This is a genomic window from Clavibacter sp. GW821-FHT01D01 (assembly GCF_059422605.1).
In genome coordinates this window covers 238,966-250,826 of record NZ_JBWKXC010000001.1, presented here as the reverse complement: position 1 = coordinate 250,826, position 11,861 = coordinate 238,966, and the positions used below count along the sequence as shown (strand labels likewise).

The following is an 11,861-nucleotide window of genomic DNA, read 5'->3' as shown; positions in this document are numbered from 1 at the left end:
CGGTGGCCCCCGCAGTGGGGGGATTGCACTAATCCCAAGTAGCTGTACATTCGAGTTACTTGCAAAGCGAGTCACCGATCTTCTCCTCGGGGGCTCTCACAGCCCCCTTCCATCCCGATCCAGGAGCCAGAACATGTCGCACCACATCGCCCCCGCCGCCAAGACCCGCCGCGTCCGCTTCGCCCCCCTCGCCATCGCGACGGGCGTCGCCGCAGCCGTCCTCCTCTCCGTGTCGATGTCCGGCACGCTCTCGGGCTTCGTCGCCTCGATCACCAACAGCAACAACACCGCCGCCTCCGGCACGCTCGTCATGCAGGAGTCGCAGACCGGCGCCAACGGCACCCCCACCGTCACCTGCCTGAGCACGAGCGCCACGGGCGGCGTCGACTCCAACGCCGCGACCTGCTCCACCATCAACAAGTTCGGCGGCTCGACCACGATGATCCCCGGCCAGACGGTCACCAGCGTCGTGAACATCAAGAACGTCGGCACCTCGAACGCCGCGACCTTCACGCTCACCCCGGCCGCCGCGTGCCTGCAGACGAAGAACGGCGCCGTCAACGGCTCCGCCACCGACTTCTGCTCCAAGCTCAACGTCGTCATCACCTCCGGCGGCACCAACGTCTTCTCCGGCACCGCGGCGACCCTCGCCGGCTCGCCCGCCAAGACGCTGACCGCCCTCGCCGCCGGCGCCAGCAGCGACTTCACCTTCGCCGTCACCCTCGACGCCTCCGCCGGCAACACGTACCAGGGCCTCGGCGCCTCGCTGCCCCTCACCTGGACCTTCGCCAGCTAGTCCCCGCACGACCCCGCACGACCCCGCGGGGCCGCCACCGGCGGCCCCGCTCCATCCATCCGTCAGCCCCTGACACGGGAGGTGCACCATGACCGACATCCAGGACCGCGCGAGCACCACAGCGCTCCGCGACCTCGAGCTCGACCTCGAGCTGGACATCGTCACGGAGGACGCGCACCTCGACCCGACCGCCCCCGTCCTCCCCGCGCGCGGCGCGACCCGACGCGCCGCGCGCACCTCCCGCTCCGTCCGCCGCCGCACGATCGCGATGTGGGCGGCCACCGTCCTCCTCACCGCCCTCGTCGCCGCGACGCTCCTGTTCCAGGCCTCCGGCGGCCGCTGGTTCGTCGTGCAGACCCCGTCGATGGGCACCACGGCCCCCGTCGGCACGCTGCTGCTCACCACCCCCGTCCTCCTCGAGGACGTCCAGGTCGGCGACGTCGTCAGCTTCCACCCCTCCACCACCCCGGACGAGACCTACACGCACCGCGTCATCGCCGTCGACGCCGACGGCCTCACCACCCAGGGCGACATCAACGGCGCCGTCGACCCGTGGAAGACCGACCAGACCCACCTCATCGGCGAGGCGACCACGATCCTCCCCGGCCTCGGCTGGCTCGCGAAGGGCCTGCCCCTGTTCCTCGCCGGCCTCGTGATCGTCATGATCCTCACCCGCCTCATCTCCTCGCCCACGCACCGCGCCTCGATGCGCATGCTCGGCACCTCCCTCGTCGCGACGCTCGTCGTGTTCGTCCTACGCCCCTTCGTCGCCCTCGTCGTCCTCGACGCCGTCACCCGCGGCGACGACGTGCAGGCCAGCATCGTCAACACCGGCCTCCTCCCCATCCGCGTCGCCGTCGAGGGGGGCACGAGCACCACCCTCGTCGCCGGCCAGGTCGGCGAGGTCACCGCCCCCGTCGGCGAGACCGGCCAGTTCCACGACATCGCCACCACCCTCGACCTGCCGCTCTGGGGCTGGATCCTCTTCTACGGCCTCTGCGCCGTCCCCCTCCTCTACACGCTCATCGTCGGCCTGCCCGCCGAGCGCGAGGAGCGCGTGCTCGCCGTCGCGGCCGTCGATCCCGAGGCCGTCGCGGAGGACGCCGCAGCTGCGGACGACGCGGCCGCCCTCGAGTCGCTGGCCCTCGCCGCCGCGACCGGGCAGACTGTCCCCACGGACGTCTCGGGGGAGCACGACCGCCTCGAGCCCGCGTTCTCCGCGGCCGCCGGGCGATGAGCGAGGGGGATCGCATGGGACTCGCCGACCGCGTCCGCCGCCGCAGCGCAGCGCTCCGGCCCACGGGCCGACGCCGCCCCCGCGCCGCCGCGGTCGCCGCCTCGGCCGTCGCCGTGGTCCTGGGCGCGGTGCTGCTGCTCGCTCCCGGCACGAACGGCGCCTACACCGCGTCGATCCGCAACGACAACAACAGCGCCGCGTCGTCCGCCGCGTACTTCACCTGCTCGAGCGCCTTCGCGGCCGACAAGGCCAACGCCCTGTTCGCCTACCCGCTGAACGAGGCGAGCGGATCCCGTCAAGCCGCCGACATCGCGTCCGGCGCCTACCCGGGCACGTTCCGGCCCCTGCCCCTGCTGACCACCCAGCCGACCACCATGGTCAGCGACACGTCCACGGCCGCTGGCCGGGCCTGCCCGCGCGACCCCGGCGGCGCGTACGTCCTCGACGGGAACGACTTCGTCACGAACTCGCTGCAGGCGGCAGCCCCCGCGACGTTCAGCACCGAGGTGTGGTTCAAGACCACGGTCCGGGGCGGGAAGCTCATCGGCTTCGGCAACTCGGCGACCGGGTCCTCCTCGGCCTACGACCGCCACACCTACGTGGCGACCACGGGCCAGCTGGTCTTCGGCACCTACAACAACGGCAACTACCAGACCCTGACCAGTCCGGGCGTGGTCGCCGACGGCGCCTGGCACCACATGGTCTCCACCATGTCGCCGACCGGGGGCATGACGCTCTACGTCGACGGCGCCCGGGTGGCCGGCAACACGGCCTTCACCGCACCGGAGGCCAACTCCGGCTACTGGCGGATCGGCTACGACAACACGTCGGGCTGGCCGAACGCCGGCAGCAACTACTTCGTCGGCAGCATGCGCTTCGCCGCCGTCTACAGGACCGCCCTCACGCCCGCGCAGGTCCAGGCCCACTACGTCGCCGGTCGCTGACGAGGCGGCCAGGCGGTGCCCCGGCATCGCGCCGTCGCACCGTCCCGTCGCACCGTCCCGTCGCGCCTCGGCGGTGAGCCGCACCCGGCGGCGCGCCGCGGTGATGCGCGCAGATCAGCGCGCGGGCACCACGTCCCAGTGCTCGCGGATGAGGCCGTCGTCCACGCGGAAGACGTCGGCGGCCAGGAACGGGTCGCCCGCCTGGGCGTCGACGGCCTGGGAGAAGGTCCAGACCAGGTCGCCGTCCGCGAGCGAGATGACGGACTGCTGCGCCGGGAACCGCGCGCCGCCGCTGAAGAGCTGCTTCAGCGCCGCCGTGCCGTTCGGCGCGACGGGGTTGTGCTGCAGGTACGCGGAGTCGAAGGAGCGGTCGAGGACGCTCACGTCCCGATCCCGGAAGAGGGCGTCGTACGCGCCGACGGCCAGCCGGCGGTCCGCCTCCTCCTGCTGCTCCGTCGGGCGGGGCGCGTCCGGTGCGCCCACGTAGAGGTCGCTGAACATCGTGTTCGCGTTGCCGCTGGCGGGGGTCCCCTGCGCGATCGCCTGGTCGAAGGACCAGCGCTCGGTGACCTTCCCGTCCGCGAGGCGGAAGAGGTCGACCGCGGCCTCGCCCGTCCGCTCGTCGGCGGGGTCGGAGGCGACCTGCCAGTGGACGGCCACGAGGTCGCCGTCGGCGGCGGTGCGCTTGACGACGGCCTGGGCGCCGGGGACGCGCTGGTGCGCGGCGGCGAACTCGGCGAGGAGCCCGTCCGGTCCTGCCGCGGCGCCCGCACCGTACGCGACCGCGTCGGGGGAGACGGCGGCACGGGCCGCCTCCTGCGCCTCCGCGGAGGCCGGATCCGGGAACGCCTCCGTGAGGAGCGTGGAGATCACGTCCGCGTTGCGAGCCTCCGCGGCGGAGTCGCCGCGGTCGGCCGTGGTGCCGCCGTCGCCTGCCGTGCCGGTCGTGGCGACGGCGGACGTCGCGTCGGGGGTGGAGCCGGGGGCGGCGGAGGGCGATCCCGCGGCGGAGCAGCCGGCGAGGACGACGACCCCGGCCAGGGCGGCGGCGCCGCGGGCGATCAGGGGGACAGGGTTTCGTTGAACTCTCATGCACACACGGTGGGGCCTCCGGCTGGGAAGACCCGCTGTGCATGGATCGCGCGCTCATCAGCGATTCCTGGTACGTCGCGCGCTCCACGCCGACCTGGCGCCGACGGGAATCGCCGCGCCGCCCGCCCGTTGCCGCCTCCGTTCCGAAGGCCATGCACCGGGTCCGAGTCACCCGGCAGGGGCCCCCTCGCCGCGCATGCGAGGGGGCTTCCCTGTGCCCGGGGAAAGGCGCCGGACGCACGACGAACCGCCCGGCGTCGAGGGCCGGGCGGTTCGTGTGGTGCGTTGCCGGCGTGTGCCGGGTGGGTGCTACTTGGTGTTGACGGTGATCTTCGCGATGCCGACGACGAGCTCGTCGGTGACGGCGTCGGTGCCGAAGGTGGTGTTCAGCAGCGCGGCGGCGTCGGGGCTGACCTTGACGGTGGTGCCCTCGAGGACGGCGTTGTCGCCCTCCATCTGGAGCGGGTTCAGGGTCGTGCCGTCGAGGTTGAAGATGTAGACGTCGTTCATGACCTCGCCGTCGCCGACCTGGACCGAGCCCGTGAGGCGGCTGGTGCCGGGGTCGATGACGAAGTCGGTGAGCTTCACGACGGTGTCGCCGGCGGTGAGGCTGATGCCGGAGCCCTCGTGGTCGATCTCGCCCTGGACGTAGGGGCGGTAGTCCATCTCGGGGTCGTAGTAGTCCACGTTGCCGCCGGTGATGGGGAACGCGAGGGTGCCGGTGGCGCCGTCGAGGGTGGCGGTGCCGATGACGCCGGGGGTCAGGCCCAGCGTCGTGAGGGCGCCGGTGAAGCCGGAGTCGAGGGTGACCTGGGTGTCGACGCCGGTCAGGGTCGGGATCGACGCGAGCGGCGTGGGGTCGGCCTCGGTCGTCGCGGACGCGGACGGCGCGGCGGAGGTGGAGGACGAGGGGGTCTCGGCGGGGGTCGAGCAGGCCGCGAGGCCGACGACGAGGAAGCCCGCGGTGGCGAGGCCGAAGACCGACTTGGTGAGGTTGCGCATGATGGATCCTTTGCTGTCAGGGCGACCGACGTGGTCGCCGTTTGGAGTCGCAAGGTCCTTCGGCGCCCCTCCGGAGAAGGTTGGGTCCCGTGATGTTTCCGTGACCTGTGGGGATCCTCCGCGGGTCAGCGCTGCTCGCCCGGGCGCTGGTTCCCGAGGACCTGGAGGGTGACGGACCCCGACAGCCCCTGCGCGGTCGGGGGCGCGGACTCGGGCAGGCGCAGGGTGAGGCGGAGGTGGTCGCGGACGCCAGGGGCGCGCGCGGGCGACTGGGTCAGGATCACGCGTCCCTGCGCGGGACGGTCGGCCACCACGGCCGTGACCGTGCCCGAGCAGACGGCCGTGCCCGGGGCGCCGGTCCACGGGACGGAGCACCGGTCGAGCGCGAGCTGCAGGCCGTCGGAGGTGCTGCCGAGCGCCGATCCGCCGAGCTCCAGGGCGAGCTCCGAGGCGGCCACCGACCCGGTGTTCGTGAGGTCCACGATGCGCACCGCCTGGCCGCCCGGGCGGAGGCCCGTGACGGGCACCGTCGTCTGGTCGGTGCCGGCGGCGCCCCAGTCGAGCGTGACGGCGCCCGCGGAGATCCGGGTCACGGCGTCGTCGCGGTCGACGAGGACGGCGTAGGCGGCGCCGCCGCCGAGGAGCGCGGCGAGCAGGGCGGCTCCCGTCGCGAGGCCCACGCGACGGCGCGCGGGACCGCCGGAGCCCGCGACGACGTGGCGGCCGCTCACGACCGGCCCTCCGCGGCGCGCGGCGGGCGGCGCCAGACGGCCACGAGCGCCCACGCGGTGACCAGGGCGCCGGCGGCGCCGAAGGCGAGGCTGCGCGTGCCCGGATCGCTGAGCCACACCCCGGGCCAGCCGAGGTACGGGACGACCGCGGTGCGGCGCTGGATCTCGTCGTCGCTGACCGTGACGATCCAGGGGTCCGGGGACGGGTTGTTGTCGCCCTGCGTCTCCATGACCAGCAGGTCCGGGCTCCAGCCGTCGATGCGGTCGGCGTACTCGGGCCCGTACACGGTGACGACGCGGTGGATGACGCGGATGGCGGGGCCCACGGGCGCCGTGAACACGATCACGTCGCCCACCGCCGTGTCCTCGCGGTCCACGGGCTGGGTGACCGCGAGCGATCCCACGGGCATGCCCGGCGCCATCGAGTTCGAGAGCACGGGCACGAACCGCGCCGTGCCGGTGAGCGTCAGCAGCAGGACGACGACGACGACGAGGGCGAGGACGACGCTGACGACGCCGCCGAGGGCGGCGAGCGCGCGGGCGAGGGGACCGCGGCGCCGGCGCAGGGCCGCGGCGGGCGTCCCGGGATCCGGGACCGCGGCCGGGGCGGCGGCGTCGACGACGTGCGCGCGGCGGCTCACGACGCGGCCTCGGGCGGAACCGGGGGTCCGGCGTCCGCGCCCCGACGGCGACGCCGGGACGCGATCAGGAGGAGGGCGCCGACCGCGAGCGTGAGGAGCCCGCCGGAGAGGGCGGAGGCGATGTCGCGTCCGGTGACCGGCAGGGGCCCTCGGCGGGGGTCGTCGTCCGCGGCGGCCGGCAGGGTGCCCGCGCCGGCGTCCGGGGGGTCGGTCGCGTCGCCCGGGACCGGGTCGCCGTCGCCCGGCTGAGGGTCCGGGTCGACGGGGCCGGGGTCCACGGGGTCGGGCCCCGGTCCTGCCGCGTCGAGCAGGGAGAACGTGACGCGGAGCGACGCGGCTGTGTCCTCGGCCTCGTTCCCGGCCGAGGCGGGGAACGAGACGCGCACGCCGACGCTCGTGCTGTCGCCCGCGGCCAGCGGGATGCTGGTGCCCAGGCGGCCGAGGGTCGCCGCGGGACCGGTGCCGAGCCGGACGACGGGACCGCGGCACGTGAGCGGGCGGTCGGCGACGGCCGCGTACCCGGCGTCGCACCGCACCACGTCGAGCTGGAGGCCGTCGCGCGGATCGCCCGCGAGGGTCGCGTCCCCGCCGGCGTCGAGGTCGACGAGCACCGGCGAGCCGGAGGCGGAGGCATTGATGACCTCGGCGGCCCACACCACGGAGTCGCCGGGCGCGAGGTCGCGGAGGCGCGACGCGGGGCCGGGGACCTCGCGGACGACGAGGGCGCGCTCGTCCGCGGAGGCCCCGTCCACGAGCGGCGCGGAGGGGGGAGCGGAGGATGCGGCGGCCGCGGGGGCGGCGGCGAGCAGCGTCAGGCAGAGCGCGGCGGCGGCGGCCGTGCCGGTGCGTGCGTGCATGAAGGGGGCTTCCGGGTCGTCTGCGCGGGGGAGAGGGGGAGCTCCGCGCGCGGGTCGTGCGGTCGAGCGGGGCGCCGACGCGATCGGCGCCCCGCTCGGGGACGGTCGGGTGCCGGCGCGTGCCGGACCCGACCGTCAGATCAGCGCTGCAGGCCGTCGCGCTGGATGGCGGACGCCGTGTACGTGATCGTCGCGGACGCGTTCTCGTAGTCGTTGTCCGCGGCCGTGGGGAGCACGAGGCGCATCAGCGTGCTGAGCGCGACGTCCTCCGAGTCGGACGGGAAGGTCCCGTCCGCCGTGGGGGTCACGCCGAAGGCCGCGGGGGTCAGCGTCACAGCACCGGCGGCGCCGGTGAGGGCGGAGAGCTTCCCGGTGCTCGTGACGACCTGGGCGCCGTCGCACGTGTACGGCCCGCGGTCCGCGGCGGCCGCGGTGGTCCACGTCCCGCCCGAGCAGGTCACGAGCTCGTAGGTGAGGCCCTCGGCGCCGGCGACGAGCGACTCGCCGCCGCCCGGGAGCGTGACGTCGTCGGTGCCGGGGACGTCGTCCGTGACCGCGACGCCGAACGTCACCGCGGCGACGAGGTCGCCGTCGTTGGTCGCAGCCGGGAGCTCGAGGTCGATGGGGCGCTCGACGGTGTCGCCGGGGGCGATGTCCGACACGGTGTAGTCGCCGGTCGCGACGATGTCGAGCTGGCCCGCATCGACGTCGAGCGACGCGGTGTCCGAGTCCGTGAAGACGGCGAACGCGCCGGCCGTGGCGAGGGCGCCGACGGTCAGGATCGCGCCCGTGGCGATGATCTTGCGCCAGGGTGCGGGGCGCTTCTCCGGTGCGGTGGTGCTCATGGTGCTGTTCCCTTCGATGGTGGTGCTGATGAGGTGGTGCAGGTGCGTGGTGGTGCGGGGTCGTGCGGCGTCGTCGCCCGGAGGGGCGGGACGCGCATCCGGGCGACCGGATGCGGGGGTCTGCGGGGGCCGGCGCGGCGGCGGATCGGCCGCGCGCGGGCGGGGGGTCGCGGTCATCCGCAGCCCCTCGCGTCGACGGCGGCGGGCTGGGGGACGGCGGCCGTGGCCGCGCTGGCGACGCCCGTCCACCGGTGCAGGTCGGGTCGGACCCGCCACTGGTAGGAGCGGGACTCGCCCACGCGGTCGTCGGTGAAGCCGGTGGCGTCGGCGCCGAGGCGGGCGACCTGCATCCAGGCGCCCGGCGTGGCGCCGGCGACGCGACGCTCCACGAGGAACGCGGTCGCGCCCGGCGTCGCGGCCCACGCGAGCGCGGTGCTCGGCCGGCCCGCGACGCAGCTCGCCGTGGCGGCGCCGATCGTCGTGGTGCTGGTCCAGGAGCCGGTGCCGGCTGCCTGCGTCGCCGTGTCGCGGTGGTGGAACCCGCGCGGGGCGAGGGGGGCGGGGTCGACGAAGACGGTGATCGTGGAGGAGACGACGATGCCGGTGCCCGGGGCCGACGGCCGGTCGGTCGCCGAGTAGGGGATCACGATGGTGCCCGTCCACCCGTCCGCGGCCGGCGTGTAGGTGCATGCCGTCGCCGCGCACGAGAAGGTGCCGCGCAGGCCCGAGGGCGGGGTCGCCCCCGTCACGGCCAGCGCGTCGCCGTCGGGGTCGGTGTCGTTGAGGGTCGGATCCACGGACACAGCGGGCCCGCCGGTCGTCGCCACGATGCGGTCCGGGCGTGCCACGGCGGCCCGGTTCAGCGGCGTCACCGTGACGGTCACGCGCACGTTCCAGGTGCCGACGGAGCTCGACAGCGAGTAGTCGAAGACGTCGGTGCCGGTGAAGAAGTCCGCCGAGCGGTACGTGCAGCGCCCGCGCTCGGTGCCGGTCGCGACGCAGGTGACGCTGCCCGAGACGGGGCTGGCCGGGACGGGTCCGGCGGCGCCGCCGACGAGGGTGGGCGTCGCGGACTGCTGGGCGCGGCTGAGGGTCGCGCCGGTCGCCGCGCGTCCGTCGTTGGCCAGCACGTCGATCACGACGGGCACGCCCTGGGCGGTGGTGGCGGCGTCGGGCAGCGGGTCCGGCACGGCGGTGACGGTCGCGGTCGCGGTCTGCGTGATCGTGGCGCCCGCCGATGTCGTGGCCCGCACGGTCGCGGTGTTGACGATGGAGCCGGACTGCACGTCCGCGGCGGTCGCCGCATAGGTGGAGGTGGCCGTCACGACCTGCCCGGGCGCGAGCGTGCCCGCGGTCCCCGGCCAGGTGTAGGCGGGCGCCGAGACGCCCGGGCGGGGATCCGAGACGCTGACGCCCGTGAGGGTCGTCGTGCCCGTGTTGGTGGCGCGGAACGTGTACGTGATCGGGCTGCCCGCGGCGGGCACGTTCGCGACGGACGCGGTCTTGGTGAGGGCGATCGTGGCGGTCCGCGCCAAGGAGACGTTCCGCGTGGCCTGTCCGGACGCCACGATGCCCGCGGGGCTCGTGCCGCGCGCGGTCGCCGTGTTCGCGACGGATCCCGCGTCGAGGTCGGTCTGCTTGACCGTGTAGCGCGCGGTCGCCGTGACCGATCCCCCGATGGGCAGGGAGCCCGCGGTGCCCGGCCAGGTGCCGTACGTGATCGCGGAGAGTCCCGCGAGCGGGTCGGTGAGGGCCACGCCCGTGAGCGGCACGTTGCCGCTGTTCGTGATCCGGAAGGAGTAGTCGATGGTGGCGCCCACCGCGGCGCCGCCCGTGAGGACCGCGTCCTTCGTCACCGTCACGGCCGGGCCGTGGTTGACCTGGATGGTGGAGGTGGATGTGGCGGTGGGGGCGGCGACCCCCGCGAGCGTGCGGCCGTTCGCGGTGGCGGTGTTCACGAGGGTCGTGCCGGCGTTCACGTCGGCCTGGGTGACCGTGTACGGGGCGGCGGTGAAGGTCGCGGTGGAGGTCCCGATCCCGGCGGCGGACGCCGTGGTCGGGGTGAGGGACGCGGTCGCGGGGGTGATGCCCGTGACCCGGGGATCCGTCACGGCCACCTGCTGCAGGGACACGTTCCCGGTGTTCCGCGCGGTGAACGTGTAGGCGATGCGCTCCCCGACGTCCGCGCGGCCGTTGCCGTTGGAGTCGGTGAGCACGCCGACCTTCTCCAGCGAGAGGGCGGGAGCGGGGGTGGCGATGGGCGCGGTCACGGTGCTCTGGTTGCTGTTGACGGGGATGAGGACGTTGAGCGCGCTCGCGGTCGCGGTGTTCACGAACGGTCCCGCGAGGGCCTCGGCGGCGGTCACGCGGTGCTGGCCCGTGCAGGTCATCGACCCGCCGATGATGATCCCCACCGCCACCGGGCAGGAGATGCCGGTCGCGTTCGGGTCGGTCACGGTCGGGTTGAGCAGCAGCACGCCCGCGGTGTTCGTGAGGACGAACTGGTAGGGGATCACCGAGCCCTCGACGTAGGCGGCGGGCTGCGCGACGGTGCGGTCGATCTGCTTGACGAGGTTGAGGGCGCGGAGGTCGTCGATCGAGGAGACGCGGACGTTGCGGATCAGGTGCGCGTCGGTCTGGCCGCCCGTCGACCCGACGTACCCGAGCTTGAAGGAGGAGGGCGCGGGCGTGGTCATCGTGTACTGCAGGACCTGCGTGAGGCCGGAGTCCGCGAGCCCCGCGGTCTGACCGTGGTAGACGGTGACGACGGGGAGGCGCGCCGACGAGACGGTGATGCGGATGCTGCGGCCGAGGTCCGCGCCGGGCGCGGTGGCCGTGGTGGTGGTGGCCACGCCGCGCAGGGTCTTGCCGGTCGGGAGCGTCGCGCCCGTCAGGTAGCAGTACCCCGCCGTGCCCTGACCGGGTCCGCGCAGGGCGATCGCGTTGGGGCGCTGGCCGGGCGGCGTGACGCAGGCCGAGCCCGTGGTCCCGCCGCCGTTCGTGCTCGAGAAGCCGCCGTAGGCGTCGAGTCCCACCCCGAGGTAGCCGCCGTTGACGCCCGGGATCGTCCCGGCCTGCGAGTAGCCGAGCGCGCTCCCCGCCGCACCGGCCCCGGTGAGGGAGACGCCGCCGTCGGCGAGGAAGAAGCCGATCCCGTCGGCGCCGCTGGTGGCCGTGCCGTACTGGTACTGGTCGAAGCGGATGTCGAGTCCGCCGTTCGCGGGGATCGCGGTGTCGTAGACGACGCCGCCGGTGGCGTTGCCGCGGTTGTCGGTCAGCTGCAGGGATCCCGGCGTGGTCGCGGCCGCGGGGGCGAGGGTGCGGCTCGAGCAGATGCCGAGCGTGCTGCTGCCGCTCGGCGGAGCCGTCGTCGCGCGGGTCAGGCAGGCGCTGCCGAGCGGCTTCCAGGCGGGATCCGGCACGTTCGCGTTCCCGAAGGACTCGGCGATGAGCTGCGTGGCCGCGGTCGCGGGCTGCGCGGGCAGGGTCACGAGGAGCGTGGCGGCGAGGGCGGCGACCACGGTCGCGGCGATGCGCCGGACGAGAGGACGGCGCGGCCTGTCCGTCTCCGGTCGGGCAGCATGGACAGCACGCGCTCGCGCCACCTCGACCACCCCCGTGCTCCGGTGCGCCCCGGGCGGGGCGCCTCAGGCCCCCCGGCCTGCCATCTGACGCTAATCTGCTGATCAGAGCGGGTACAGGGTCCCAGTAGCGAT

The 11,861-nt window shown here is 74.6% G+C and carries 10 protein-coding genes; 3 read left to right on the top strand and 7 right to left on the bottom strand.

Features of this window, described 5'->3' with window-relative positions; translation table 11 throughout:
• The first annotated feature begins 133 nt into the window (after positions 1–133).
• The 3 genes from AC07VC_RS01245 (at position 134) to AC07VC_RS01235 (ending at position 2,977) form a co-directional block, all read left to right on the top strand.
• Positions 134–796, top strand: a complete 663-nt coding sequence (locus AC07VC_RS01245; protein ID WP_104291155.1) for a hypothetical protein — start codon at positions 134–136, stop codon at positions 794–796.
• An 88-nt stretch (positions 797–884) separates the two neighbouring features.
• A complete protein-coding gene (locus AC07VC_RS01240) occupies positions 885–2,033 on the top strand; it encodes a S26 family signal peptidase (RefSeq protein WP_494674718.1) in 1,149 nt (382 codons plus the stop codon).
• Positions 2,034–2,047: 14 nt separating this feature from the next.
• On the top strand, positions 2,048–2,977 hold the full coding sequence (locus tag AC07VC_RS01235) for a LamG domain-containing protein (RefSeq protein ID WP_494674719.1): 930 nt from the start codon (positions 2,048–2,050) through the stop codon (positions 2,975–2,977).
• Positions 2,978–3,091: 114 nt separating this feature from the next.
• On the opposite strand, the gene AC07VC_RS01230 is transcribed toward AC07VC_RS01235, so the two are convergent.
• The 7 genes from AC07VC_RS01230 to AC07VC_RS01200 form a co-directional block, all read right to left on the bottom strand.
• The gene (locus tag AC07VC_RS01230; protein ID WP_494674720.1) at positions 3,092–4,069 is read right to left on the bottom strand and encodes a nuclear transport factor 2 family protein; all 978 of its coding nucleotides are present in this window, start codon (positions 4,067–4,069) and stop codon (positions 3,092–3,094) included.
• A 309-nt stretch (positions 4,070–4,378) separates the two neighbouring features.
• A complete protein-coding gene (locus AC07VC_RS01225; RefSeq protein WP_494674721.1) occupies positions 4,379–5,071 on the bottom strand; it encodes a hypothetical protein in 693 nt (230 codons plus the stop codon).
• A gap of 125 nt (positions 5,072–5,196) precedes the next feature.
• Entirely contained in the window at positions 5,197–5,802 is a 606-nt protein-coding gene (locus AC07VC_RS01220; RefSeq protein WP_494674722.1) for a TasA family protein, read from the bottom strand.
• Positions 5,799–6,443: a signal peptidase I gene (locus AC07VC_RS01215; RefSeq protein WP_494674723.1), complete on the bottom strand. Its 645-nt coding sequence runs from the start codon at positions 6,441–6,443 to the stop codon at positions 5,799–5,801. The genes AC07VC_RS01220 and AC07VC_RS01215 overlap by 4 nt, the downstream gene beginning before the upstream one ends.
• Positions 6,440–7,300 (bottom strand): sortase, encoded by an 861-nt coding sequence (locus AC07VC_RS01210; RefSeq protein ID WP_494674724.1) that lies wholly within the window; start codon positions 7,298–7,300, stop codon positions 6,440–6,442. Before AC07VC_RS01210 ends, AC07VC_RS01215 begins: the two co-directional genes overlap by 4 nt.
• 140 nt (positions 7,301–7,440) lie before the next feature.
• Complete coding sequence (locus AC07VC_RS01205; RefSeq protein ID WP_494674725.1) at positions 7,441–8,322, bottom strand: TasA family protein; 882 nt, start codon at positions 8,320–8,322, stop codon at positions 7,441–7,443.
• Positions 8,319–11,666, bottom strand: a complete 3,348-nt coding sequence (locus tag AC07VC_RS01200) for a DUF7507 domain-containing protein (RefSeq protein ID WP_494674726.1) — start codon at positions 11,664–11,666, stop codon at positions 8,319–8,321. Before AC07VC_RS01200 ends, AC07VC_RS01205 begins: the two co-directional genes overlap by 4 nt.
• Positions 11,667–11,861 lie beyond the last annotated feature (195 nt).

What these genes read in the sequence shown, in the direction of transcription:
- AC07VC_RS01245 (WP_104291155.1), top strand. Translation starts at nt 134, where the DNA reads ATGTCGCACCACATCGCCCCCGCCGCCAAGACCCGCCGCGTCCGCTTC.
- AC07VC_RS01240 (WP_494674718.1), top strand. Translation starts at nt 885, where the DNA reads ATGACCGACATCCAGGACCGCGCGAGCACCACAGCGCTCCGCGACCTC.
- AC07VC_RS01235 (WP_494674719.1), top strand. Translation starts at nt 2,048, where the DNA reads ATGGGACTCGCCGACCGCGTCCGCCGCCGCAGCGCAGCGCTCCGGCCC.
- AC07VC_RS01230 (WP_494674720.1), bottom strand. Translation starts at nt 4,069, where the DNA reads ATGAGAGTTCAACGAAACCCTGTCCCCCTGATCGCCCGCGGCGCCGCC.
- AC07VC_RS01225 (WP_494674721.1), bottom strand. Translation starts at nt 5,071, where the DNA reads ATGCGCAACCTCACCAAGTCGGTCTTCGGCCTCGCCACCGCGGGCTTC.
- AC07VC_RS01210 (WP_494674724.1), bottom strand. Translation starts at nt 7,300, where the DNA reads ATGCACGCACGCACCGGCACGGCCGCCGCCGCCGCGCTCTGCCTGACG.
- AC07VC_RS01205 (WP_494674725.1), bottom strand. Translation starts at nt 8,322, where the DNA reads ATGACCGCGACCCCCCGCCCGCGCGCGGCCGATCCGCCGCCGCGCCGG.